The organism is Neobacillus muris, from assembly GCF_943193175.1.
Classification (GTDB): domain Bacteria; phylum Bacillota; class Bacilli; order Bacillales; family Cytobacillaceae; genus Neobacillus; species Neobacillus muris.
Genome location: NZ_CALPDF010000029.1, coordinates 12,225 through 38,024 on the forward strand (window position 1 = coordinate 12,225; position 25,800 = coordinate 38,024).

The window sequence follows — 25,800 nt, forward strand, 5'->3', positions numbered from 1 at the left end:
CAGACAAAAAATATAATTTACATTTTTATACTATAAATCCATAATATACCTAAAATACATAAAAATCAATCTTGATTTATATATTGTATGAATTTTAATATGAATTTTATTTTTATGTTATAATGAAGTGTCGCTTTAATAAGCGTGGATTGAAATATACATTATATTAATCAGAACCCTATCTAAAGAAAGTAGATAGGGTTTTAAAACATAGTAAAGCCATATTGGCTATCATTTTTGAGATTAAGTCCAAATTCCTTATCATATCCGCCCTCTTTTAAAGCTATAATTTTTCCATCTAAATAACTTACCAACCCGTCATTTTTTCCTAACTGATCAAGCTCATAATGATAAAGATTAATCGTATATTGTTGGGCTTTTTGAAGTAAACGTGTAAGATCTTTTATCGAGTGATTGCCATTTAAATCGGCAATAATCTCTTTCCCTTCTTCAAATGGAACAATCACAGAGGTAGTGACATTTTTGATAACATGAAAATGTTCTGCAGCTGTTTTATAACTATGAACTAGAAATAAGGGTAGAGCCATTTGCTCTTTAGCTTTATATGACGAATAAAAACCAGAATTAGATTTCGATGCAGTTAATAGCTCGATCATGTCTTTTCCTAACATTGGAATAGAATAATTCAAATCTGATTCGAATTCCGTATAATATTCCCTAAAATACCTTTCCATCGCTTGTACAGATAATATATTGCCTCCATGACTTCTACTGTTTTTCTTTAAATCAATAAGAAGCCTCTTTGCAATCTGTTTACCAATTTTTATCTCTTTTAAACGATCGAGATTTTCTTCCTCATGGTCAATCACATACACATATTGGATATCTTTTTCTCCATGGCGATTACACCTTCCAGCAGCCTGTGCGATCGAATCTAGTCCAGCTAAAGAGCGAATAACACAATCGAAACTAACATCGACACCCGCTTCAATAAGCTGCGTACTAATACAAATGATTTTATTGCCCTTATCTAGGTGATTCCTTATTTCGTCTAACATCTGCTTACGATGGGCAGCGCACATCGAAGTACTTAAATGATAAATAGGAATATCCAATTGCTGCTCTTTTAAGAGATGATATAAATTCTTAACCACTAATTTTGTATTTAAAATAACTAGGACGCTATTAATTTCTTCTATTTTATTTACAACGAAATCAGCCAGTTTCTCATTCGTAAATGTTTCTTCAGTAGCCTGATCAATAATCTCTACCCGTTTAAAGGCATCAATCACATTATCAAGGCTATGGATCATTTCAGCATCAGTGTTTACTTCCAGTTTATGTTCCACAAAATCTAAGGCAGGCTGGGTCGCAGTGCACAGAACCATGCTAGAATGAGCATAAATTTTTAAAAAGTTTAATGCCTGATTAAATAGTGTCACACACGGAATCGGAACTTTCTGCACTTCATCAAAAATAATGACCGACTCACTTAAATTATGAAGTCGTCGACTATTCCTGCTGCCCTTTGCATAAAAAACATTTAAGAATTGAACCATGGTAGTAAAAATGATAGGAGAATCCCAATTATCCTTTGCCAACTTCAATTTTTGTTGAACCGTTACCATTCCATCCTGTAATTCATCATTATCATTCTCATCATCAATCATGTTTGAATGGTGCTCTAAAATATTGGCATCATCCTTGAGAATTTTTCGAACCTCTTCAGCGTTTTGCTCAATAATTGTCGTGAATGGAACGATATAAATAATCCGTTTCTTGTTATGTAATATGGCGTGCTTCAATGCATATCGTAAGCTTGCTAGAGTTTTACCGCCGCCAGTTGGAATCGATAATGTGTAGATTCCTGAGGGTTTCTCCGCAAACCTTTCGCACTGGTCAGACATTGAAGCTCTTAATAGATTAATAGGGGTATTAGCCTGTTTATGTAGCTTGAATTCATTCATTTTATTCATTAGTCTATCGTAATAAGTATGAAATAAATCTGGCTGATGAATGAATTCCTCATTGAACCCATTTTCTTCGAATAACCTCGTATTCGTCCGATCTGCGTCAATTAGAGAACTATAAATATACTTTGTTAAAAACATCAGTTGTTTTTCATTATTTTCTTGAGACTCTTTTGCCAAAAATGTTCCCAGTTCATCTGCTGCCTTATTTACATAACCGGCAAATTCAGATTCACTCATAACATATTTATAAAAGCACTCTATTGACCTATTGAATTCATTCAATTCTTTATCGCGAACTCGGTTTAAATAATTGGATTCTAAATTTGGATTTAAAAAATCTTGAAGGTAGGAATGGTGGGAAATAATTGCATTACCAACAATTTCTGCAACAATAGCTTTATATGGGGTAATATTCTTTACATGATAAAGCTCATAGAGGAGTTTACCGCCAGCAGTGGAATGGTCAACACTCCCTCTTTTGGGAGGTGCTTCAGGATTATTTACTGCTTCTAAAATGTATTCTTTAAATTCTTGAGTATATTTTCCTAGGTCGTGAAGCATCCCCGCTAGTCCAGTAATATGCTTAATCCCTAGAGGCTCACCATAAGATTCAGCTAGCTCCTTTACGCCTAATAAGTGTTCCTCAACAGATTGAATACATTTGTCACTTTCACGAATGTGTGCAATATAATTCATCATTATTCCTCCCAAGGAAACAATCAAATTAATTTTTAGACAAAAAAACAGAAAGCCCTCTAAAGATTTTCTGCTTTTCTTGTTGTTATGATATGAGTAAAAATACTTAGTATATTATTCCTTTAAAAATCAGTTAGTCATATTTTACCATAATACACATTAACTATTAATACATTTTCCAAAATCGTCAATAAATAGAGTTTTTTACAATATAATACAACTCGTTAAAAGACATCCCGCTGTTCTTCATAAAAACTTCCTATAGATTCAGACTTCTAAAAGCCATCCTATTCCTATTTTGCTCCTTTCTATTTCATCAAGTTATTTTGAATAATTATAAAATATCCAAAAAGGGTGCATTACAATTTCCAATTACTGATAAACAAAAATAACGATCCCAAGATTGTACCCAAAAAGGCACCTCAAAATTTGAGATGCCTTCCCTTTTAACTATTTCACTTACTCGCTGCCTATTGTTTCTGTTTGACTCTTTGCTGCCACAAGATCGTTCCTCCAATGAGCAGGAGAATGATTCCTGCAAGCAGCCAGTTATACATATTTGTTGCTGTTTCTGGCAGTTCCCCTTCAATTGATGGATTCGCTTGTTCGTCTGTTTCTGTGTCTGGTCCTTGCTCATCTATTGATGGATCAGCTTCTACCAGATCACTTGAACGGAAGACGCCATACGTACTGAAGTGTTTCGTCGCGGCGATCATCTGACCGTTTTGTATGTGCCTCCGATTAAATCCCAGACCTTTTGATTGGGATTCCAATAAAATACTTTTAATTCTTCAGGATGGGCGGCTCCGCTTATAGGGAAAACAAGCTTAATTTCATGATCAAACTGACTGATGATTGTATTTCCCTGTTGGATCGTGAAATCATACACCGCCCCTGCTGCCAGATTAGATGAAGGAAGCTTCTCAGGGTTTTTGTCCACTCTTTCCAAGCTAATCACCAGGTTTTCCCCTTTTGCGAAGTTTACGGCATCGACTAGAAGCTCCACATCCTTTTTAACGATTTTAATTTTCGCCTGGCGATTGATGAGCGTTTCGAGCTGGCCAGCTGTAAAGTGAATCGTGGTGACTTCGTCCAGACCCTTCTTTAAGTCAATCACAAGTGTTCCTTCTTCATCCAGCTGATTGATTTCGTCATCAGAAACGGTTGCACGGACGCCATCCTTTACAGGCGTGGCCACTACCTCAGGTTGAAGACGAGTCACCGTAATGGTACAGGCTGCCTTTAGTATGTTTTGAGCGGTTACTTCAATGATAATGTTGTTTTTTCCCATCGAAAACGTGGAAACAAAGTTCTCTTCCTTTGGCGCTTTATACTCTAGGTTTGCTTCAACTATTTCATAGGCTGCCTTACTTCCTTCTTTTGTCGAAGCCGGAATTCGGATTGGAATCGTTGCTGCCTCAGCTTCTGCTGCCGTTTCGCCGCTGTTCACTAGATTCAAGTAAAGACTATTATTCTACTGTATTATTTTTGTAATTTTTCTATTATTTTTATGACAGGGGTATTAAGCGGTCGAAAAAAAGAACCCTTCATTTCAATTAGAATGAAGGATTCCTGCTTTGTTTTAATTGATTACGCCACTATTTTAATTGTAGCGGCTGGCATTTTCCTTTTAAGAATCTTTCTTCACTATCCCAACGACTTTACTAGAAGGAATGGTCGGGTCATGTTGAACAACCAATGCCTTTGAGAAGCGCTTCAGGTAATGTTCTTCATGTGATTTCGGAGTTAGGATGATTAGTTTCCTTTGTAATTCCTGTACATATAGGTCAAACACCTTTAATTTTCGGTTTTCATCCAGAGCACTATCAAATTCATCTAGTACAATGAATCCCGGTTTAAATGATAAATTTTGCAATAATGCCAAAGCAAATAGTAGTGAACTTAGTGATTCCTCTCCCCCTGATACTCCCTTACCAACCTTTCCTCCTCGGGCCTTTGTACTGACATCTTCCATTGTTCCTCGATGACCTTCTTTTCTGGCCTTAATGAAAAGCTTGAAGTGTGTTCTACCTCTTTTATCTTCGGAGGAGTCCCAATCCACTTGACCTTCAAATTGAAAGTGACTCATATAGGATTGAAATCTTCTGCGAATTTCCGTTACCCGCATATTAATGGTTGTTTCTAGCTTGTCCTTAAGTTGCTCTGCCCGCTCTCTATCTTGTTCGAGTAAAATGTTCGTGCGTTTATATTCATTGTCCAATCGTTCAAACTCTTGCTTAACTGCTTCATAGTTTTCAGGTGCTGCAGGGTCAATATCAGGTTCCCTTCTAGCGGCGTCAAACGTAATTTTACCGTTTTCTCGTTGATTTTTTAAGCTTGTTACAGCTGGCAGCTGGTCGGGAAGTGATTTACCTGCAATCTCTGAATAGATTTGCGGAACAAGGGCTTTTATTTCTGTTATTTCCTGTATATACTCTACTAGCTGCTGGGCCGTTACATCCCTTTCATCCTTTTTGTCAGTCAGTTGATTAGAGATTCTCATCATCCCTTTATTGGACCGTTCAATTTCCTCATCAAGTTGTTCTTCGTTCCGCTTGAGCTTTTTCAATTTACTTTCTAGCTTATTTAGGCTATTATCCAATCCCTCAAGGATAGCATTCTGCTGTTCACGTTGATTCTTAAGCAATGTTAACTGATTTTGTAAAGTGAGAAGGTTGTCATACTTTCCTTTCATCTTTCCAAGTTCTTCGTAAAAAGACTCTTCATCTTGTAAGATAAGTTGTTTATCTTGAAGTTGAATCAGATGAACATCGAGATTTGTCCTCTTTTCTCCAAGCTCCCCTAACAATGTCTCAATGCTTGATAATTTTTTTCTCTCCTCTTCTAGTTGTTTAATACGACTTTCCCGCTCATAATCCGTTGCCATAAAGGCTTCGGCTTCCCTTACAAACTGAATAATTCGATTCAATTCTTGTGATTTTTTTGTATGATCACCGATCAGTTCGTCTAATTCTGATAGTCTGGATTCTTTTATAAAGATAAGTTTTTCCACTTCTTGTTTTCTTGCTAACAAAGCTTTCTTACTTAAAATATAGCGATCTTGTTCCTGTGGCCCGCGAACCCCCATCCCATCATGTAAGAACCCATTCTGTATCTTAATTGGACCGTTTTTGAAAAATTGCCCGATCCACCACAGCGCTTTAATGGCATGTGGTATATCTTCTTCCCTCAAACCTCCCTTTATTTTCAAATGAAGCTCAGGTAACGCTTCTACAGAGCGATCAGGCACCGTTCCCATTAATGGAACGTGGTAAAGATCATTAGGGGGCTCAATGTGTTTCCCTTGGAAAAAAATCGTATACTTAATCGTATTAAATAGACGCTCGTCTTTTAGTTGCGCCTGTTCGTCTAATTCCACTAATTCACGAAGAGGATAGGCTTTTATATTTCTTATCCGAAGATAGGCTAATGATTCACTTTGACGTTTAGATAAATCGCGATTTTCTAGAAGAGAAGTCCTTTCCTTTTTTAGTTCTTTCACTTCATTCGATAATAGCAGGTGTTCATTTTTAAAAGAGATAATTTCAGCATCCAGCTTATCAATTGTCGTAGAAACCTCATGACTACTTTTGTATTCTGCTAATCTTTTACTATGCTCTTCGTATAACCTTTGGTCTTCCTTTACTTGATGATCTAATCTTGCGATTTCACGCAGTAAATCTCGTTGTAACTGTTCTTGCTGTTTGTGCAGCTCTTTTACCTCAGCTAGCTGGCTGCTGGAGTCAACTATTTCTTTGCTCAATCGACTTAACGCTTCCTGAACCTCTTTTTCTGTACGGGTAATTTGTTTTTTTCGCTTTGTTAAGTCTTCAAGTTCTTTTTCTAGCTCATCGATGGACTGCTTTTTAGCCTTAATTTCACCATTTACTGTTTCCAGTAATTCTTCAGTCTCTTCCAGCTTGCCTTCTAACACTCCTTTTTCAATTAGCAGCTTGTTCAATTGTTCGATCAACTTTTCTTTCTCTTCTTGCTTAGAAGAGATGGCCTCCTTTGCTTCTTCCATATCAGAGGAAAGTTCCACAATTACGCCATCTAAACTATTCTTCTCTTTTTTCAAAGCTGCTTCTAATAATAAAAGAGCTTCTGTATATTCCCTTCCGCCACATAGTAGACGTTCTTGATTACTCTTATACCTATCTAAATCAGCCTTTTTGATTTGTAGTTCTAATTTTTTATTATCGACACTATACTTGGCTGTTTTAAGAGTTTCGGTTGTGTCCTTTAGCTTTTCAATACTTTCTTCCCATTCGCGCTGTGTCTGATCAATTCCATGCATCTCACTAAAGATTCGAAACCGCTCTTCCGGGTTCATAACAGCAAATTGATTAACCTCTTGCTGATACCAAATAAGATAATAGGCATCAGGGTCAATCTTGTATTTGTAAAGCAGATCTTTCTTATAGGCGGTAAAATTAAATTGGCGATCGCCGGATGTAAATTTAATAGTATTCTCCCACTGATCGATCTCCTCACCCGTTGAGATAGAAAACTCTTTTTTTATCGGTTGCCCCGGTTCTTGAACCATTCTTAATGAAAATTGGATGAAGGGAGCAGCATCAATTTTCATTTGCCCTTCATTTTTAAATACTAAAGCCACTTGTGCTTTCCAAGTTTGATCAGGTAATAGATTGCGAGATTTTAATCCTTCCACATCTACTTTGGAAGAATAAAGTACCGCCCCCATGCAATACGTGATGGTTGACTTGCCTGAACCGTTTGGGCCAGTAATCATAATATGATGGTCGACTCCCGACAAATCAATCAGTTCTGGTCGATAATCACGAATACCTGAAAATGACATTCTCCAAGGAATCATTCGCCTACTCCTTTTTGATATAAGTTATAACGTTTAAAAAACTTCAATACTTCCTCTTTGTTTAATTGATTTGACTGACTGAATTCTGCTGTTCGACGTAAGAACGAATCAGAAAAAAGATGAACGCCAATTGCCGTAAGCTGAAAAGCCCTCTCTGATGAATTCGTTTCATAATCCTCGATTGCCCCTATTTTCTTTAAAGGATCTATATTAAGTAGTACTCTTTGGTTTGCTTTTTTTGTTTCGTGTCCAAGTGCATCAAGCAATTGGTCAAAAAGAGTAAATTCATGCTGCAAAACCTCTTGTTGATAAAACATATAAAGTAATATCGCTAGACTTTCTTTGGATAAAGTATTGCGCGCTGAATAAGCAGGTACTCTCATTAGCGCCACTACTTGATCGCGCTTTTCATCATAAATTAGTTGAAAGTATCGACTGATGGCTTGATTAACCCTTGTAATAAACGAGAAAAAACGCTCATCATTTCCTGAAATATTAAGCTGTTTTTCAACCTCTTTTCGGGATAAGCCAAAATTTCCCGAACGAATTGAAGCAGAGGATGAGAAAAGGATATTCATAAATGTTAACTCCTCTTCTTGCGTTAAGATCCCTCTAATTGACTGCATGACATTTAATGGATTTACATTTACCCCTTCGATAGTATCATTCGGATTGTTTATCTCTTTGGAAAGAGTGTTTTCGTTTAATAATGTCTGATCCATCTCCATCCTTCATCCACTCCCATTTTTTATTGAAAACCTTACGACCTTTATTTTTTTCATTAGTACTTACCGTTACTTTTTTATTACCAATTAATGCTGAAATGGCTGTTAAAGCATTAATGGCATCACTCCACTGGTCAGTGGTTGCCTCAATGATCACCTGCTCTAATGGTGCTTCTTCCTGCATTTCAAAAAACGCTTCAATTGCTGTAGTGTCGATCATATTCTTTGTTAAAAGCCAGTTCGATTCCCCCATCAAACTCTCCAATTCATCCTCTGACATTTCCTGTGATGAGTATTCTGTTACTTCCTCTTCATCAACAATAGGATCAACAGCAGGTTCATACGTTTCTAAATACTCTATTGCCTCTTCAATTGCTATTGGAGATAAAGGAGCCGCGAACTTAATCGGTAGCCACATTCCATCGATGGCTTCATCCTCATATTGATCTTGCTCCATGAAACTTAGTAACTGATAGGCATTGGGAATGTCAGAATCGAGTGGGGGATCAAACATTTTCGAAATGAAGGCTCTGACTTTTTCAGGTTGAATGGTCGAGGTTAATGGTGTTTTTTGCATATTGGTGAACTTAACATACTTGTTGATCATTCCTAAGCTAAGGTTCGTACCTTCAGCAAGAACAGCTGTCCCTCTTTGCATTAAATCTGTAAGCACTAAACTATCCTCTACTGTTTGGAATTGCCTAATTCTCTCCTCTAACTTAATCTCTAAATCCTTCATTAATTGATGGATTAGTTCAAGCTGGGGTAGAGCATTGCGGTCTGCAAGCATCTCTAACTCACGTTCTCTTAAAAGAGCAATTGCATTTTCCACATTGCGAATCATGCTCGCTATTTTATTTCCACCAGAAATTCCGTTATCATCATAAGCTTCACTAATTTCGGCATCACGCCTTGCTTGAAATAATGATCGTCCAATATCATCGTTCATATAGTAGGCAAGAGAATCATTGGCAAGTCGGATAAGTGCATCCATCATGCGCTTTCCAACATCTCGCAGTTTAATTTTCCTTGTTTGTTTCGAAATCCAATTGTTTTTTACTAAAACGTTAATGATTTGTTCAACCCTTCTTTTCGAAGGCGGTTCTGAGTCATCGTACCGGTTTCGATATCGATAATAAATGGTTTCTTCATTTTCGATCGGATCATCGAGTCCAAGCGCTTCTTCATTTAATAGTTGAATAAGCCTTAAAAATCTCAAGATTTCGCCTGGAGTCTGAAAGAAGTTTTGCGCTCCTAAATCACTTAGAACCCCCGATAATGAAGAAATATCTTTCATTGCCTGCATAATTTCCGGTGCTGATTCCGTTGATTGAAAAATAGATATTAATCTCGAATCCACTTTTTCCAATATTCAACACCTCCTACTATTTGTTCCTGTTCCATTTTGTTATTTTCCAAAAATCTTAATAAATATTGCTCATACTGCTGCCAGTGGTTTATAACTTTCTGGTCTGGCAAGATCAACTTTATCGTGAAACTGTCATATTTACAGACTGCTTCGTAGATTTCTTTTGAAATTTGCAAACCATCTGGATCGTAATCACACCATATCATCACTTGTTCAATTTCACTGTTGTTCAAAATCTGGTAAATGGCATTTTTGTGAGCAGAACGTAAATGTCCATCAACACATATAATGAGAGAATTGGCTTCTTTTAAGAACTGTTCAGCAGCTGCCATTCGCGTCAGAATTGCTCGATTTTCGACAAGCCAAAGTGTCGTGGCCTTTGTTTGGATCTCCCCATTTGCAATGGATAAATTCGTTAAGGCATGAACGGGTCCCCAATCATAGGCAACATACTTCCCGCTCAATTGGCCAGCAAAAAATACCGGTGTAATTTGACCAAGGCTTGTTAAACCTAACTCCATTGCCGGAACATTAGTCCACTCTTCTAATTGATTAATAAACTCATCCTTATTGGAGTCAAACTCCTTTGAACCTCCAATTTTTTGAAAATAAGATGCACCGATTTCCTTCCAGTCAAATTCCTTCCTATGAAGACTTATTTGACTAAAAGCATTAATAAAGTGAAAGAATTTTATCCGTTTCCCTAAAGTCCACTTCTCTGGAAAAAAGGATGATGAACTTAATTCATCCTTTTTAAGATTCTGCACAACCCTCATTATGTTTTGAAGTCCAAGCTTATTTTGATTCAAAAAGGAAGCTTGAAATACGATTTCAGATGATAAAGTTGTTAGGATCTGGTTCTTTATTTCAAGAAATTCATGGTGTGTTTGTTCCATTTTTTGTTGTCTCTTTAACTCTTCACATTGGTACAATCGAAATCCCATCCTATAGTGGGATGAACTGACTGTTCTCTCATCTTTCTCAAACCTTACTTCCTTTATAATCCACCCTTCTTCCAGCCATTTAAAGGTCTGACGACCGTTATCATCTAAGTTAACTTTTTTCCTTGGGGTAAATTTTAAAGCATCCAATTTATTATCGTAAATTGATTCGTCTATGTTATCCCGTTTGGTCGATACTGTTAAAAAACCCAGAATTCGATAGGTTCTTTCAGAACGTTTGATAATCTTCCCTTCAAGTAAAAAATGATCACTAATTGGTTTCCCCCACTCCAGTTCCTCGCCACTTTTAAGAATGAAATCTTTTATATATTTATGGAATGACTCCTCTATCATACCGCTACCTCATTTATGTTTTTCTAATCTTATTTTAACAAATTAATATGATATAAGTTTGAGGTATCATTAGGAAATTTTCTGGCAGAGATGACCTTTAGCAAAATGAAAGGAGGGTAACCATGTTTCTAAGAGCTTAGCAAATAGGTATGTAATTGAATAGTATTAACAGAGGTATCACATGTTAGTACCGGAGATATCGACTTGAATTATCCAAAATCTCTAAAAAGTTCCTTGATAAAAGTGATAGAAATCCCCATACTCTATTTCCCTCTGCCCTGATCTATATGGTCTTCTTTTTGAAAATAAATGTGGTTCTTTGAATATTCTTATATTTGGTATTTAAGGTTAAAAAAAGGGACCTATATCCATCCAAATCCCCCACCATCTCCCGCCCAACTTGGTTCAAAAGATTTACAGTGTTTCATCATTTTTGAGTCATTCTGGTCCTTGATTAATTAACTAGCGGAAGTAAAATAAGCGGAGATTTTCCCGTTAAATGCAAAATGGTGCTCCTTTCAGGTGAAATAAAGGGAGATTTTCCCCTTATGTAAATAAAAACCGCCTATTTTCACGCTTTTAGAGACAATAGGCGGAATTTCTCCCTCTATTTTAGCCTTTTTTAATACTAATTTTTAAATAAGTGGAATTTTTCCCGCTATTTATCAGATTGGATGTTTAACCTGATCACCCAGCCGATAAGAACGGACCCTCTTGATCCCTGATGCGGGAATCAGCATCTTTTTTTCGACTAGTTTATAAAGTACTTTTTTTACCGTCTTGGCACTTAGCTTCAAATACTTCTCGTCTTCTTTAGGGGATATGGCTTCTCCTTTTCGAACCACTAGCCGTAGTACTTCCTTTTTCGACAATGGACAAAGATGTTGGGTCCAGTTCATCCCCCAGCCTTTGTCCAATCACTTGTTGAACAATCTGTTGGCAGCGGCGAGGCTTCTCTTTCACTTGGTCATAAGAAAAGCGGATCACGGTCCATCCGTCAATCATCAACTGATTTTGACGTTCCAGGTTGTCGGAAAATTGCCATCTGCTTATGTTCTTGAAGTGAGGGCCATACCCGTCGATCTCAAGGCATATCCGGATGCCGGGACGAATATAAGCAAAATCCAAATATCGTTTGCCGTCCTTGAAATCATCGACTTCATATTCTGGATGGAGGTACTTGAAGTGGAAAAATAGCGGCCACCACACTTGCTTCAAAAACAACATTTCAGCCTGATCGTGACCTTCTTGTAAGCGCCGCAGCCGTTCACCGGTTCTTGCCTGCAAGTGCGCATTCAAAAAGGCCTGATATTCTTCTTCAAATCCCATAGGATTCCTCCTCCTATCAATGGTCATTTCCTCAATTTCTTCTTCTACCTAATTTTACATACATATTCGATGCCACGAATGAATCATCTCTATTTTTTTCATTTGAACTTGGGACAGATTAATGAGGTGAATGCGAGTGAAAAAAGAGGCTTAAATGGAAGAAATGATAAAAGGAAAATTTGAGGAATGGACTATTTCTAGTTTAATAAAATTCTACCATTTTCCCTCGTCAATTTCCATTTCGTCAACGTTCGTCTTCGCCTCCTAGTTTCCCTAAGCATTACCATTATTTTGGTGCACATAAAAAGATGCCTGCCACCCCCCAAAAAATACGGGTGGTGCTGGCACCTTTTGGAAGCCACTCTATTCCTTTGGATTGATCACCATTTCTACTCGACGGTTTTTGGCTCTGCCTTCCTCTGTATCCTCTAATGCAATCGGCTTAGTTTCACCGTATCCTGCCGTGCTGATTTTTATATGACCGACTTTTCCAGTTTGCTGCAGATAGGCTTCTACCGCTTTTGCTCTTTTTTCCGATAACGCCAGGTTGTATTGGTCATCCCCTGTGTTATCGGTATGGCCGTTAATTTGAATGACGGTACCCTCTTTTAAGGTGACCAACGATTGAACTAGCTCATTCAATGTGTTTTGGGCATCCGGTTTCAAATCGCTTTGATCATGATCAAATAAAATGTCATCCGGTAATTGGACCTTTGTTTCTTCCCCATCTGTGGTAACCCTTGTTTTTTCTGGGGCTTTAACGATGGGCGGTTTTGGATGAAGAACGACTTTCAGCATGTTTCCGCCCTCTTCATTTGGCACCACCTGTTCGCCGCTCATTTTTTCGAAATGTTCCCCGTAAATATCTTTCATTTTTGTTTTCAGCACATGACGGTCATTGCCCTTTGAGGTAATCACAAGAAAGCCATTTTCTGTGATCGTATCATACGGAATTTGCAATGAAAAAGTGCCGTCACTGACCACATTTGCCGTGGAACCGACCCAATTTTGCGGAACGGCTGCGTCTTCGGATGAATAATAGTATGCTGATAATTCTGTTCCTTCTATTAAATTGGATGTCCCTTTTACATAGAAATAGGTATGGTCATTCGTTAATTCCGGTTTCATCCAAACTTGTGTGCTGCCAGCATCATCCGGAAGCTTGTCCCGTTTTGGTGTGTCAATTGGATACACAGTTTGTTCTCCACGAGGTGATACAAGAATGGATGCAGCTATTTTTTGATATTCTTCACCTAATATTTCATGTTTCGCAACAAAAGGTCCTTTTAAGTTCTCCCCATGCTCACCATAAACGGCCTCAATCTCTTCTGGCTGTCCTAATCCGCCAAGGACCACTTCCATCGTCACATAAATATAGCCATAGTTTTGGAGATCTTGTGTTATTTCAAAGGTAAAATTCCCATCCTTATCGACAACAGTTCCCTTGTCACAAAGAAGGCAAATCGGATTTCGAATCGAAAATGGCCGATCAAGCCAATCTATTCCTACTATTGTGCCTTCCATTAAATTACTTTTCCCTTTAATGACAATCTTTCCGTTTTCGATGACCACTTTCCCGCTTAATTGGATGTTCGTTGGATTCTTTTGATCCTCTTTATTTTTTGATTCTTCATTTGTCTTCTTTACAGCAGCCGTACTGTTCCCCTTCGCTTCTGTTTGTTTCTCCTTATTATTTTCACATCCAATTAAGAAAAAAATGAACATAAAAATAAGTGCAAACCAACCCGCTTTTCTACCCATAATGTCCTCCTAAGTTCTCAGTCTCTATTTTAAGTTAAATGATTTTGGAACATTATGGAATAAGCATATAGACCTAGGTTGAGGTGCCTGGCACCACTCGAATCTTGTCGAGGAGAATTTGACAAATTGCGGTAGTGACTAGGCACTTGCCTTTACGGTTGCATCTCGTATGATACGCTTCAGCGTAATGTACCTAGAAAATGAAAATTAAAGCACTAATGCTTTTCATCTAACTTCCTTATAAAAAAGAATAGTTGTTCTAATTAAGTAACCAACGGAATAAAATAAGGGGACATTTTCCTGTTATCTGCAGAATGGAGCTCATTTTGGAGTAAATAAGGGAAGATTTTCCGGTTATGCAAAGATAAACCCCACATTTTCATGTTTTTCGAGTCAATAGGCGGAATTTCTCCGTCTATTTTAGCTATTCTTAATGGAAATTTCTAAATAAGCGGAATTTCTCCGCCTAATTATCTGATTGGGCGCTTAACCTGATCCCCCAGCCGATAAGTGCGGATCCTCTTGACTCCGGATGCGGGAATCAATATCTTTTTGTCGACTAGTTGAGAAAATATCTTCCTTACCGTCTTGTCACTTAGCTTCAAATACGCCTCGACTTCTTTAGGAGATAGGGCTTCTCCTTTTCGAATCGCCAGCCGAAGTACTTCCTTTTCAACAAAGGACAGAGATGTCTGGTCCAGTTCATCACCCAGCCATTGGCCTATCACTTGCTGAATAATCTGTTGACATCGACGTGGTTGTTCTTTCACTTGGTCATAAGAAAAGCGGATCACAATCCATCCGTCAATTACTAGCTGATTTTGACGTTCCAGGTTGTCGGAAAATTACCATCTGCTTATGTTCTTTAGGTGAGGGCCATACCCGTCAACCTCAAGGCAAATCCGGATAGCGGGACGAATATAAGCAAAATCCAAATACCTTTTGCCATCCTTAAAATCGTCGACTTCATATTCCAGATGAAGATACCGAAATTGGTAAAATAAAGGGCACCATACTTGCTTCAAAAACAATCTTTCAGCCTGGTTGTGACCTTCTTGTAAACGTCGCAACCGCTCACCTGTTCTTGCCTGTAAATGAGCATTTAAAAATGCCTGGTATTCTTCTTCAAAACCCATAACCTTCCGCTCCTCTCTTTAATACAATATTTAAACAAAGTTTAGTGGACAGAAACCGTTCTTTCTACAATCAAATTTTGGTCTGTCCTTTAATTACCTTTTTCTAGCTCTCAATCGAAACAAAAAATCATATTCGGGAATTCCATGCTCCATAAACATCTTTTCCCGATACGATTCGAATAATAAATGAGCATTTTCTGGTGACTTGCTTAATAGGGGGGATAATGGACCGTCCACATCATAGGCATTTTATTTATTCATTTGACCGTCCGACATAATGATGGTTAATGCGAGTGAAAAAAAGAAGAGGTTTAATATGACTTCAATTGGAGAATGAAAAAGGCAAATAAATACTTGTGGAGCAGCATATTGAGTGAATACTTTAGGGGATAGAACTATCTTTAGTTTAATAGAATAGGTAACTTTGTCAATTTATTTTCATTGTTTTTCGACGGCAATAGCCTTCTTATTATTTCTATTTCCTTTAAGAAAAATGGGAAAAGCGTTGGAACCTATTCCAATTACAGAAAAAAGAAATCCCGCCCAAAAATGGATTCAACCTCCCCCAAGCAAAACAGCTCAAACTTCGCTAAGATTAAAAAAAGAAAACCACCGATTCATCAGTCAATCGGTGGTTCTCCTTTGTCCAGACAACTCTAAAATAATTTGCCTTATCCTAATCTAAATCCAAGCCAGTATCCTTCTTCATTAGCTTCAAAACAATTAAATAAACAATACCAATTCCCAGCCAGATAAATCCAAGCTGCTTAGAAAGTGCATCAAGGTTAAGCCAAACATATCCAATAATAATGAATCCTATAATCGGGAGGATCAAATGTTTGACATAATCCTTGCTTTGTTTTTTTCGAATAAAATAATTGATCACAGACAAATGCAAAAATAAGAAGGAGGATAATGCCCCAAAGTTAACAACGGAAGACAAAGCCCCTATTTGTGATTCAAAAGCAACCGTTACAATAACAGACAGAATGGCAATTACAATTGTTCCAATATATGGTGTTTGATATTTTGGATGAACCTTCGCTAAAACCTGCGGAAGCTTGCGATCCCTTGCCATACTGAACAGGATTCTTGAAATCGCGGCTTGTGCAACCAAGGAGTTAGCAATTCCCCAAGAAAGGGCAGTTGCTAAGATCGTTACATATTTAAGCCATGTTCCGCCAGCTACTTCAGCAATTTGATAAAAGGCGACATCCGGATTTTCAAAGCTATTAAAGTCCGGCCAAATAAGTGCGGCTACCCATGTTTGGATAATAAATAATGCACCAACCGTTAACAGAGCATAAATACAGGCTTTACCAATCGATTTGCTGCCATCCTTCGTTTCTTCAGCCAATGTGGAAATCCCGTCAAATCCCAAGAAGCTCAGCACTGCAATGGAAACAGCCCCCATGACCATACTCATGCTAAAATGGCTTTTATCATATAATGGCTTAATGGTCACTTCTGCTCCATTTACCCCTTTGGCGATGGCAACGATGCCAACAATCACAAATATGGCTAAAATGACTAATTCCAAGATGACGATTATTTTATTTGCCCGTGCAGTAAATTCAATCCCTCGGATATTAATGACCGTATTAATGGCGATAAAAATTAATACCCATACGATAAGCGGTACACCTGGTACCATATCATGTAAGGCGGATGCACTAACTAAATATAATAATGCCGGAACAAAAATATAATCAAGTAAAATAAGCCGTTCATATTGACTCCCTCTTTATGGCGGATTCATGCTAGAAAAATAAACTCAAGCTCAAATTAGCTATGAGGGGTATACCTGAATGAAACCAGGCCCCTTATTTTGATTTGACATCTTGTTCTTATCGTATATGGAGATTTAATAGGTTTATTTTACTATATCAAATTTTCTGCAAATAGTAATTGCAAACAAAAAAACTCTATAGCATGTAATACTGCCTAGAGTTTTTTTCTAATCTAAAAATTTTTTTATTATCAAAATGTTGCAAGAGAACACTCCATCGGACCTAATCCAATTATTTCAGTTTACAAGTAAACAATCCATCCCCCCGGGTCGTTTCCGGCCCATTATGAATTGGGGTAATTTCCAAAATTTTTTCCATATTTGTAATAATGATAGGGGTAATAATTTCTTTGTTTTGGCTTTTTACATACTCTAAATCTACATTTACCAGAGGATCGCCGATTTTAATCGTTGAACCGCTGGCAACCAGTACTTCAAAACCTTCCCCGTTCAATTCAACGGTTTCCAATCCAATATGGATAAGTAATTCCAGCCCGTTGTTTGTCATAATTCCAATTGCGTGTTTAGTAGGAAAAACCTGAATCACTTGACCGTTTACAGGCGAAACCATTTTTCCGCTCTTTGGGACAATGGCAACCCCATCCCCCATTAGTTTCTGTGCAAAGACAGGATCAGGCACCTCTGATAATGAAACAATTTCGCCGTCCATAGGTGAAAAGACTTCTTCTGCTAAACTCTTATGATTCTTAAATAGATTTTTAAACATCATCATACCCCTTTATCACCAAATGATCACTCTTCTTATCTATATGTCACCTTACCGGTTAAGTAAAAAATGTTCGAATGCATAAGCCACTCCATTTTCAGCATTCGACAGGGTTACAGTATCGCAGAGCTCTTTTACTGCCGGATCCGCATTCCCCATGGCGATCGATAATCCGGCTGCTTCAAGCATTGGAACATCATTAAAATTGTCACCAATGGCAACGGTATCTGCCAATGGAATACCAAAGTATTCCGCAGCCTTTTTGAGTGCATGACCTTTATTGCCGTTTTGATCCATGACTTCAAGGTTCCAGGGGCCAGAAGACGTGGTAACGATCCCTGAGATTCCATTGAGATAGGTGATTATCTCCGTTTTTTTCTCTCTATCAAAAATAAGCACAAAGAATTTTTGAACCGTTAAGCTCTTTATGTCCATTAATTCATGATAATCATCCATATAATGGAGGAGATCCGACTTCTGCGGCTGTTCAGTGATCCGTTTATAAAGGCCATCCGACATCCCTTCAATTCTTTTCCCTTCGATTGTAAGAGCCACTCGTTCTGACCAATCGGCAGGTACAAAGATTCCCTTACTTGTGTAGACGCGATATGGAATCCTCTCCACATCTAATTTGCAGGCTAATTGTGCGACGTTTTCCCTATTCATGGAAACATTGGCTAAAAGCTTCCCTTCTGCTTGGACAAGGGTACCATTGCTTCCGGCAATGGGACAGGAAAAATCATATTTTTTTAGAATTTGTTCGATATCCTCAGGGGCGCGGCCCGAGCAGATCATAATTATATGCCCCTCTTTCTGCGCCTTTTGGAGCGCCTGAAGATTCTCATTTGTAATACTATTTTCCAAAGACAATAATGTACCATCTAAATCGATTGCAATAAGCTTGATAACCATTCACTCCATTACTTTCTGATTACGTTAAGTTTCTCTAAATATTGTTTTCAAATTCTCACCTTTTTTTCCTAATCAAAAGGAAAGGCTCGACAGCCGTTAGGCAATCAAGCACTTTCTTTTTTGTCAGCTTATCCGATTTTTTTGAGAGTTTGAGCGTTGTTTATTTCGCTATTGCGATTTTTTTTAACAATCACATACGTGAGGGCAAATGAACCTCCGATTGCAATTGCTATTCCGATTAAAGCATATGGGAAGTAAGGTCCGACATAGGCAACCAAACTTACAATACTTGAAAGAATATATCCATAAATTCGAACTCCCATTGTAGCAAAGAATGTGGAAGCCACTGCGCTGCCGATTGAACAAGCGATAAAGGCTTTTTTATTCTTAATCAGTACCCCGAATAAAGCCGGTTCTGTGATACCTAGGATGGCTGAAAGAGCCGCAGAAAAAATGACTGATTTTTCCGCTTTGCTGTTGGTTTTGAAAATCATCGCAAAAGTAGCACCGGCAATGGCCATATTGGTCATAAACATCATTGGCATTAACATGTCATACCCTTTATCAGCGAAGTTCTGAAGCGCAATTGGTGTGATCGCATGGTGCACGCCAAATACAATTTCAATCGGTCTGAATCCGCCCATGACAACCCCTGCCAAGATTGGAGAAATATCAAATAAGGATTGAACAATAAAGCCTATACCTTTACCTACATATTCGCCCAATGGACCTGTTACCAATAATGAAAAAGGTATGGCAATAAATAATGTTAAAGTAGGGGTAAATACCGTTCTCAACAGGTTTGGCATAAATCTGTCAACCCACTTATAAATATAGCTTAACGCCCATACTGACAAGATAACTGGTATAACCGCACTTGAATAATTATATACAGGAATTGGCAGCCCAAAAAAGTCAAAGGAATGGATCTCGCCCAGTTTAGCGGCGTCGATTAAAGTTGGGTACATAAAGCCGCCTGCAATCGCGATGGCAAGGTATTGATTGACTTTAAAGATTTTTGCTGCAGAGGCTGCCAGGAAAAATGGCAGGAAGTAAAACACGCCGCTTGAAATCAAGTCCAATATTTTTACCGTATCAGTTTCAGCTGATAAAACTTTTAATGCAATTAAACCGGCGATTAGACCTTTAATCATACCTGCTCCGGCGATGGCTGGAACGATTGGTCCGAAAACGCCGGATACAACATCCAATAATCGTCCGAAAGGTCCTTTTTTCTTCGAATCTCCCTTGTCGTCGATTTCGTTTCCATCGATCCCCAATTCCTCTGACAAAACAGAGTAATATTTCGCTACATTCGTACCGATGATGATTTGATATTGGTCACTTTGTAATTGTTCCCCAATCACGCCATTCAATTTTTTTATTTGATCATGAGAGATTAAAGATTCATCATATAAATCGAAGCGAAGCCTTGTCATGCAATGCCAAGCTTTCTTTATATTATCTTTCCCTCCCACGTATTCTATGATTTTTTTGACCGTTTCCTTTTCCTTCACTTGTTTCATCCCCTTTAAATTGAATCTTGTTCCAATTAAACTTTCTATCTTGCTTGCACTTTGATTTGACACGCTCATAATAGCATAACGAAAAAATTTTTGAAAACGGTTAAAAACAACCAAAAAAATCACGGAAGCCTTTTCATTTCAAAGGTTTACGCAGATTTCTATTCGAAATTGGTACGGTAAATCTCGTTATTTTACTAACCTTTCTGACCAAATTGACGGTGCCCATTTACTGTGTTTAAATCTAATTATAAATCACTTTGATTTGACACAATTGAATGCAGAGAGAAGGAGAATCAAAGTTGGAACCCACCATTATTACAGATATAAAATCATTTGTGACGAATCCACATCGACATAATCTAATTGTTGTCAAAATAGAAACAAATAAAGGCATTTTTGGATATGGCTGTGCTACTTTTCAGCAGCGTCCATTAGCTGTTCAAACCATTATTGATGAATATTTAAGACCTCTTTTAATTGATCGTGATGCAAACCATATAGAAGATTTATGGCAATTAATGATGGTCAATTCCTATTGGAGAAATGGGCCGGTTATGAATAATGCCATTGCTGGTATTGATATGGCTTTATGGGATATCAAGGCAAAGCTGGCGAACATGCCTCTTTACCAATTGCTTGGGGGTAAGTCCAAAAATGCGATTGCAGCATATGGCCATGCGGACGGTCTGACGCTTAAGGAACTTTTTCATAATGTAGATACGATGATTGAACGGGGATTCCGCCATATCCGCTGTCAATTAGGGAAATATGGCGGAAAAAATCATGATATGCACTTAACCACTCATATAAGTGAGGGTGAATATTTTGATCCGGACATCTATATGAGAGATGTTGTGTATATGTTTAAAGCTTTGAGAGAAAAGTATGGCTATTCCATTCATTTCTTGCACGATGTCCATGAAAGACTGTTTCCGAATCAGGCACTTCAATTGGCCAAAGATCTGGAACCCTATAAATTATTCTTCCTTGAGGATATCCTGCCTCCGGATCAAACCGAATGGCTGTCACAGGTGAGAACACAATGCACAACACCGATCGCCATTGGTGAACTGTTTAATAACCCAATGGAGTGGAAAAGTCTGATTGTCAATCGGCAAATTGATTATATTCGCTGCCATGTTTCCCAAATTGGCGGTATCACACCTGCCTTGAAGCTTGCCGCACTTTGCGAAAATTTCGGTGTCCGAATTGCGTGGCACGGGCCATCTGACATGACTCCAATTGGGGTGGCTGTCAATACTCATTTAAATATTCATCTTCACAATGCAGCGATTCAAGAGATCCAGGAGCCTGATGAAACAACGAAGGAAATGTTCCCTCATTCAGTTGAAGTAGTAGATGGATATATATATCCAATTGAGAGAATTGGTATAGGTGTTGATTTTAATGAAGATATGGCCAAAGAATATCCAGTAAGGTATAGAAAGCATGAATGGACTCAAGCACGTATTCCAAATGGTTCGATTCATACGCCATAATGAAACAAACCCTCTTTAGTATTGCTTTAGAGGGTTTTTAGTATATAGAATGAAGTTAAAAACTTCCCTGAGGTACTCATGATGAAAAAAAGAGATTTCATTGCAGATGACATCCTAAGTAAGATTTATCAAAATAAATACAAAGCTGGCGAGAAAATGCCTACTGAAAGAGATCTTGCGAAGCAATATGATGTTTCACGATATACCATTCGGGAAGCATTGAAAAAACTCGCCAATATTGGATGTATCAAAATCATCCAGGGCTCAGGAATTTTTGTAAGTGATACAAAATATAAAAGCCCCTTAATTTATAATTCTTTAACTGAAAAAAAATTTAAAGATATTGAATCTAAGATAATCTTTTTAAAAAAGATCACTCCTGATGCGGCATTAGAAAAAATCTTTGATATCAACGGGCAGCATGCAAAGTTATGGGAGTACAAACGGGTGAGGATTGTCGATTATCAAAAAGTGCAAATTGAAACGACCCGATTACCCTATTCCTATTTTCCAGATTTAAATGAAGCGGTAGTAACTAGCTCCGTACATGATTATGTGCAGCAAAACGATTACCAAATATCTCACTTCATCACAACGTATAGTGCCGTAAATGTCAGTAAAGAAGATGCTGAACTCCTCAATTGCAAGAAGGGTATGGCCGCAATGAAGATCGTCAATAGAGGGATTTTGCAAAACGGCAAAGTGTTTGAATACAGTGAAATTATTAATTTAGATTACTCCGTTTCCTATTTCACACCATTTAACCCTTATAGTCATAAGTACAGAAAGAATTAATACTCTTTTCAAGTGGACCCTTTCTAATTTTGTTTAGGGAGAATAAGAGAAAGATGCTGAGGAATAGTTACTCGAAAAAATAATAATAACCCAATAGAAGCAGCGTAAAAAGAACTAGGGTTTATGGAATGCAGAGGAATTGTTCATGGGTATGCAGCAATAACCATCCTACTCCACCCGTGTGCAATTCTGTATTTGAAAAATAAACGGAAAAACTCCGCTTAAATTAGGAAATATTCCTATTTACATAAAAATAAGGGAGGATTTTCCGCTTATCGGATTCAAATCTTTGAATTTTGTCTTATTTAGAGTAGTTAACCGGAATTTCTCCTCTTATATCTGCTGCTTAGGCCCCCTCTATATACATTAGCCGGAAATTCTCCGCCTATGAATTCTCACCTTTAAGAGAACCGTTATAAAAATGGTAAGGTATTTTGCCTCTTCTAAAAAAAGTTTTTGGAAGCAATTTGCTGCTTCCCTCTTCAAAATCGCTTTATCATTGAACAAATCCACAATGAGATACCAATCGTTAATAGTTTTATCGGAGCTATGTGTTTTATAGTATAAAACTGTGTTTTTCTCACAAGGTGATTATCGTATACCACACAAATCAACAGCGTTTGGTATAATAAGATATAATTTTATAATATAAAACAAGAGGTGTAGCATATGCCAATGATTCAATCGGTAGAACGCGCTCTAAAGATTTTGAATTTATTTGATGAATATACAACCGAACTAAAAATTACCGAAATAAGCGAGAAAATGGGACTTCATAAAAGCACGGTCCATTCTCTGTTAAAAACACTTCAAGAGTATTCCTACATTGACCAAAATCCGGAAGATGGAAAATATAAATTAGGACTTAAATTAGCGGAACGGGGCAATGTTGTCATCAGCAATATCGATATAAGGAAAGCGGCCCGGAAGTACCTTCTCGATCTGTCCGCTAAAACAGGGCAAACGGTCCACTTGGGGATATTGGATGGGCGTGAAGGGGTTTATGTCGACAAGGTGGAAGGAGAACAATCGATTATCCGTTATTCCCGGATTGGGCGAAGACTTCCCCTCCATTCCACCGCTATCGGCAAAGTTCTGTTATCTTTTCAGGACCCTCAGGAAATCAAAAGTCTATTGAAAGATTATCATTACCAGCAGCAGACCACTAGCACCATTTCCAATGAAGCCGTATTTCAGAAGGAAATCGAAAAAATCCAGCAGCAGGGTTTTGCCGTAGATAATCAAGAAAATGAGCAAGGGGTTCGGTGTGCAGCGGTGCCGATCTTTAAAGGCAATGGGAAAGTGCTCGCGGCAATCAGTATTTCGACCCTGGTCTCGCGGGTTAACGACCAGGAGCTGGATGTATTTATTGATCTGCTTAAAACATCCTGCCAGGAATTATCGGAACAAATGAGATATGCCTATGACGTTTAACAATTTTTTAGCAATAGCAAGGAACCGTATTTTTCCAAACACGGTTCCTTTTCATTTGGCTTTAATTGAAGAGATCATGAGGGAAAATGTATTGCAGATTTTATCTTTTATTTAGCCGCTGTTTGTATGGCGGTTAAGTATTCCTCCAGTGTGATCCCTTTCTTCTTTATTTCTTTAGCCGCTTTCTTTCCCACGTAACGAATATGCCACGGTTCATATTTATAGCCCGTAATCTGCTCCTTGCCCTTCGGATATCGGATAATGAATCCATATTCCGGAGCATGATCAGCCAGCCACTTTGCTTCCTTTGTATCGGCAAAACAGTCTTCTGCTGCACAGCGGCCATCGCCGCCTGTCACATCGATGGCGAGGCCAGTTTCATGCTCGCTATGGCCGGGAATGGCACTGAATGTCTCCGCAGCCTGTTCCCCATCCTTATGAACATAGTAATCATATAAATTGTTTTGGGTTTTATAGGAACGATACGCCGATACGCCCAATAGGGAAATTCCGTCCTCTCTTGCCCCTGCAAATAATTGCTCCAATGCTTTCGCCGCTTCTTCCCTCAATTTGCGCTTGTCAATTTTCTCTGTAAAAGTGAAGGGAACATTTGGATACACTAGATCACTCGGTTTATAGTTTTCAGGAAGTCCATACTGTTTATTGACTAATACTAGCAGACTCTTAGGGTCCGTTGCCGCGGCCAGTTCTTCTGCTTCCCTGGCAGCAGAGATCTCTTTTTCATGACGGTCTGCCCTACCCTTTCCTGCCAAAGAAGCTCCTGAAGTCGATTCTTTCCTTTGTTCACTGGTGTCGGAAGGCGATTCATCCGAATGTCTGGCCGTCCCCCATGCTATATAAATTAATAGGAGAGAAATAATTAAGCCTGCCGCCATGACTATTTTTCTCATATGATTTTCTCCTTCATGATTATTCTCTGGTTCCATACATCAAACGAATCTTTCAATAATCGGAAAAACAAATAGGATCTTTGCTGGCTCATGAGCTTCTCGTTTCGCATTTTATTAGGATATGAATATAGATGAAGAAATGATGATTCATAAAGGAGATTCTTCATCTGAACGAAATAACCTTCCTAAAGTTGTATAAACAGGAAATTTTATCTATCCCCAAGGAATTGATTTCGGGAGTTTCTTTTTCATAAAAATAGAACATCTTATTTTTTTAATCTTTGCTGTAATAACCAATAAATAATGTGAGGGGTTATTCATTTGAAACAAGAACATTCCCGGGCCTTTGGGACAGCTCCTATTTACCCTGTTTGCTCTTTTTTCGGCTTCACGGGCTTTTGGCGCTGCTCCCTATGCTGCTGGTCATCACTGCGTTCCATTGAACATATAAATGTAAAATCAGTCCCCTTGCTTTACGCATCCTAAAAAACAATGTTCACCCTTCCACTTTTTCCAAAAAACGCAGTATCCTATACCTAATTTTCACATTAGATTTTATTAAGGGCGGCCAAAGACTGGTACACCGCTGCCCTTGAGTCAATTAAAAACGGGGAGGAATCAACATGGCGAAACAGATTTATACGGGCCGCTACACAACGGAAAATAAGGAGGACGTTGTTGTCTTTCTTATTGGAATGAGAGTCAACAAACGATTGGCACTTCATAAATGGCTGCCAGTATTTAATGCCATGCCCGGGATGATTAAAGAGCTTTATACGAACAAAGAGGATTTAGGCTTCTTGTCCATGGAAAGCTTTTTTGGCCTTAGAACAACGGTTATGATTCAATATTGGCGTTCCATTGATGATCTGCTTAGCTATGCAAGAAATGAGAAACACTTGAAAGCCTGGAAAAATTTTAATAAAAAAGTGGGCAATAATGATGCTGTCGGCATCTATCACGAGACCTATCAGGTTAAAAATGGCGATTATGAAACGATTTATGGGAACATGCCCCTCTATGGTCTCGGAAAAGCATTGGAGCATATCCCGATTACCGAGAAACGAAATGCCGCTCAGAAGCGGCTGAATCTTCCCTAAGCCGCTAAGACCAGGCTCAGATGCC

General features: G+C 38.2%; 21 protein-coding genes. 4 read left to right on the top strand and 17 right to left on the bottom strand.

The window, feature by feature from the left end; translation table 11 throughout:
• Window positions 1-203: 203 nt before the first annotated feature.
• The 16 genes from cas3 to NFS43_RS16995 form a co-directional block, all read right to left on the bottom strand.
• The gene (gene cas3, locus NFS43_RS16920; RefSeq protein ID WP_251553920.1) at window positions 204-2,630 is read right to left on the bottom strand and encodes a CRISPR-associated helicase Cas3'; all 2,427 of its coding nucleotides are present in this window, start codon (window positions 2,628-2,630) and stop codon (window positions 204-206) included.
• Window positions 2,631-3,100: 470 nt separating this feature from the next.
• Complete coding sequence (locus NFS43_RS16925; RefSeq protein WP_251553921.1) at window positions 3,101-3,346, bottom strand: LPXTG cell wall anchor domain-containing protein; 246 nt, start codon at window positions 3,344-3,346, stop codon at window positions 3,101-3,103.
• Window positions 3,343-4,089, bottom strand: coding sequence for a hypothetical protein (locus NFS43_RS16930; RefSeq protein ID WP_251553923.1), 747 nt, complete (start codon window positions 4,087-4,089; stop codon window positions 3,343-3,345). The genes NFS43_RS16925 and NFS43_RS16930 overlap by 4 nt, the downstream gene beginning before the upstream one ends.
• A 171-nt stretch (window positions 4,090-4,260) precedes the next feature.
• Window positions 4,261-7,467 carry a coiled-coil domain-containing protein gene (locus NFS43_RS16935; RefSeq protein WP_251553925.1) on the bottom strand — a complete coding sequence of 1,069 codons (3,207 nt, stop codon included), beginning with the start codon at window positions 7,465-7,467 and terminating at the stop codon, window positions 4,261-4,263.
• Window positions 7,464-8,093 carry a hypothetical protein gene (locus tag NFS43_RS16940; protein ID WP_251553957.1) on the bottom strand — a complete coding sequence of 210 codons (630 nt, stop codon included), beginning with the start codon at window positions 8,091-8,093 and terminating at the stop codon, window positions 7,464-7,466. Before NFS43_RS16940 ends, NFS43_RS16935 begins: the two co-directional genes overlap by 4 nt.
• Window positions 8,094-8,130: 37 nt before the next feature.
• Entirely contained in the window at window positions 8,131-9,561 is a 1,431-nt protein-coding gene (locus tag NFS43_RS16945; protein WP_251553926.1) for a hypothetical protein, read from the bottom strand.
• Complete coding sequence (locus NFS43_RS16950; RefSeq protein WP_251553927.1) at window positions 9,537-10,856, bottom strand: DUF7281 domain-containing protein; 1,320 nt, start codon at window positions 10,854-10,856, stop codon at window positions 9,537-9,539. The genes NFS43_RS16945 and NFS43_RS16950 overlap by 25 nt, the downstream gene beginning before the upstream one ends.
• Before the next feature lie 665 nt (window positions 10,857-11,521).
• Window positions 11,522-11,701, bottom strand: a complete 180-nt coding sequence (locus NFS43_RS16955; protein WP_251553928.1) for a hypothetical protein — start codon at window positions 11,699-11,701, stop codon at window positions 11,522-11,524.
• Complete coding sequence (locus NFS43_RS16960; RefSeq protein WP_251553929.1) at window positions 11,670-12,185, bottom strand: DNA-binding response regulator; 516 nt, start codon at window positions 12,183-12,185, stop codon at window positions 11,670-11,672. Before NFS43_RS16960 ends, NFS43_RS16955 begins: the two co-directional genes overlap by 32 nt.
• A gap of 363 nt (window positions 12,186-12,548) precedes the next feature.
• A complete protein-coding gene (locus NFS43_RS16965) occupies window positions 12,549-13,946 on the bottom strand; it encodes an OmpA family protein (protein WP_251553930.1) in 1,398 nt (465 codons plus the stop codon).
• Window positions 13,947-14,416: 470 nt separating this feature from the next.
• A complete protein-coding gene (locus NFS43_RS16970) occupies window positions 14,417-14,716 on the bottom strand; it encodes a hypothetical protein (RefSeq protein WP_251553931.1) in 300 nt (99 codons plus the stop codon).
• 75 nt (window positions 14,717-14,791) lie between these two features.
• The gene (locus NFS43_RS16975) at window positions 14,792-15,082 is read right to left on the bottom strand and encodes a hypothetical protein (RefSeq protein WP_251553932.1); all 291 of its coding nucleotides are present in this window, start codon (window positions 15,080-15,082) and stop codon (window positions 14,792-14,794) included.
• Between the two features lie 676 nt (window positions 15,083-15,758).
• On the bottom strand, window positions 15,759-16,802 hold the full coding sequence (locus tag NFS43_RS16980; protein ID WP_338150616.1) for an APC family permease: 1,044 nt from the start codon (window positions 16,800-16,802) through the stop codon (window positions 15,759-15,761).
• A gap of 301 nt (window positions 16,803-17,103) precedes the next feature.
• A complete protein-coding gene (locus NFS43_RS16985; RefSeq protein ID WP_251553934.1) occupies window positions 17,104-17,598 on the bottom strand; it encodes a PTS sugar transporter subunit IIA in 495 nt (164 codons plus the stop codon).
• A 51-nt stretch (window positions 17,599-17,649) separates the two neighbouring features.
• Window positions 17,650-18,510 carry a Cof-type HAD-IIB family hydrolase gene (locus NFS43_RS16990; protein ID WP_277613960.1) on the bottom strand — a complete coding sequence of 287 codons (861 nt, stop codon included), beginning with the start codon at window positions 18,508-18,510 and terminating at the stop codon, window positions 17,650-17,652.
• 128 nt (window positions 18,511-18,638) lie between these two features.
• Complete coding sequence (locus NFS43_RS16995) at window positions 18,639-20,036, bottom strand: PTS transporter subunit EIIC (RefSeq protein WP_251553935.1); 1,398 nt, start codon at window positions 20,034-20,036, stop codon at window positions 18,639-18,641.
• A 299-nt stretch (window positions 20,037-20,335) separates the two neighbouring features.
• Between NFS43_RS16995 and NFS43_RS17000 the strand changes: the two genes are divergently transcribed.
• The 3 genes from NFS43_RS17000 to NFS43_RS17010 all read left to right on the top strand — a co-directional run bounded on the left by NFS43_RS17000 (window position 20,336) and on the right by NFS43_RS17010 (window position 23,764).
• The gene (locus tag NFS43_RS17000) at window positions 20,336-21,535 is read left to right on the top strand and encodes an enolase C-terminal domain-like protein (RefSeq protein WP_251553936.1); all 1,200 of its coding nucleotides are present in this window, start codon (window positions 20,336-20,338) and stop codon (window positions 21,533-21,535) included.
• A gap of 81 nt (window positions 21,536-21,616) precedes the next feature.
• Window positions 21,617-22,330: a GntR family transcriptional regulator gene (locus NFS43_RS17005; protein ID WP_251553937.1), complete on the top strand. Its 714-nt coding sequence runs from the start codon at window positions 21,617-21,619 to the stop codon at window positions 22,328-22,330.
• A gap of 669 nt (window positions 22,331-22,999) precedes the next feature.
• Window positions 23,000-23,764 carry an IclR family transcriptional regulator gene (locus NFS43_RS17010; protein ID WP_251553938.1) on the top strand — a complete coding sequence of 255 codons (765 nt, stop codon included), beginning with the start codon at window positions 23,000-23,002 and terminating at the stop codon, window positions 23,762-23,764.
• Between the two features lie 107 nt (window positions 23,765-23,871).
• Here the strand turns inward: NFS43_RS17010 and NFS43_RS17015 are convergent, their stop codons facing one another.
• Window positions 23,872-24,675, bottom strand: a complete 804-nt coding sequence (locus tag NFS43_RS17015) for a M15 family metallopeptidase (RefSeq protein ID WP_251553939.1) — start codon at window positions 24,673-24,675, stop codon at window positions 23,872-23,874.
• Between the two features lie 623 nt (window positions 24,676-25,298).
• Between NFS43_RS17015 and NFS43_RS17020 the strand changes: the two genes are divergently transcribed.
• Window positions 25,299-25,775, top strand: coding sequence for a DUF4188 domain-containing protein (locus NFS43_RS17020; protein ID WP_251553940.1), 477 nt, complete (start codon window positions 25,299-25,301; stop codon window positions 25,773-25,775).
• Window positions 25,776-25,800 lie beyond the last annotated feature (25 nt).

Bases quoted from the DNA above. Each gene is read 5' to 3' on its own strand.
- NFS43_RS16965 (WP_251553930.1), bottom strand. From the start codon at position 13,946: ATGGGTAGAAAAGCGGGTTGGTTTGCACTTATTTTTATGTTCATTTTT.
- NFS43_RS17020 (WP_251553940.1), top strand. From the start codon at position 25,299: ATGGCGAAACAGATTTATACGGGCCGCTACACAACGGAAAATAAGGAG.
- NFS43_RS16940 (WP_251553957.1), bottom strand. From the start codon at position 8,093: ATGCAGTCAATTAGAGGGATCTTAACGCAAGAAGAGGAGTTAACATTT.
- NFS43_RS16985 (WP_251553934.1), bottom strand. From the start codon at position 17,598: ATGTTTAAAAATCTATTTAAGAATCATAAGAGTTTAGCAGAAGAAGTC.
- NFS43_RS17015 (WP_251553939.1), bottom strand. From the start codon at position 24,675: ATGAGAAAAATAGTCATGGCGGCAGGCTTAATTATTTCTCTCCTATTA.
- NFS43_RS16935 (WP_251553925.1), bottom strand. From the start codon at position 7,467: ATGATTCCTTGGAGAATGTCATTTTCAGGTATTCGTGATTATCGACCA.
- NFS43_RS16960 (WP_251553929.1), bottom strand. From the start codon at position 12,185: ATGGGATTTGAAGAAGAATATCAGGCCTTTTTGAATGCGCACTTGCAG.
- NFS43_RS17010 (WP_251553938.1), top strand. From the start codon at position 23,000: ATGCCAATGATTCAATCGGTAGAACGCGCTCTAAAGATTTTGAATTTA.
- NFS43_RS16925 (WP_251553921.1), bottom strand. From the start codon at position 3,346: ATGATCGCCGCGACGAAACACTTCAGTACGTATGGCGTCTTCCGTTCA.
- NFS43_RS16995 (WP_251553935.1), bottom strand. From the start codon at position 20,036: ATGAAACAAGTGAAGGAAAAGGAAACGGTCAAAAAAATCATAGAATAC.
- NFS43_RS17005 (WP_251553937.1), top strand. From the start codon at position 21,617: ATGAAAAAAAGAGATTTCATTGCAGATGACATCCTAAGTAAGATTTAT.
- NFS43_RS16975 (WP_251553932.1), bottom strand. From the start codon at position 15,082: ATGGGTTTTGAAGAAGAATACCAGGCATTTTTAAATGCTCATTTACAG.
- NFS43_RS16950 (WP_251553927.1), bottom strand. From the start codon at position 10,856: ATGATAGAGGAGTCATTCCATAAATATATAAAAGATTTCATTCTTAAA.
- cas3 (WP_251553920.1), bottom strand. From the start codon at position 2,630: ATGAATTATATTGCACACATTCGTGAAAGTGACAAATGTATTCAATCT.
- NFS43_RS16990 (WP_277613960.1), bottom strand. From the start codon at position 18,510: ATGGTTATCAAGCTTATTGCAATCGATTTAGATGGTACATTATTGTCT.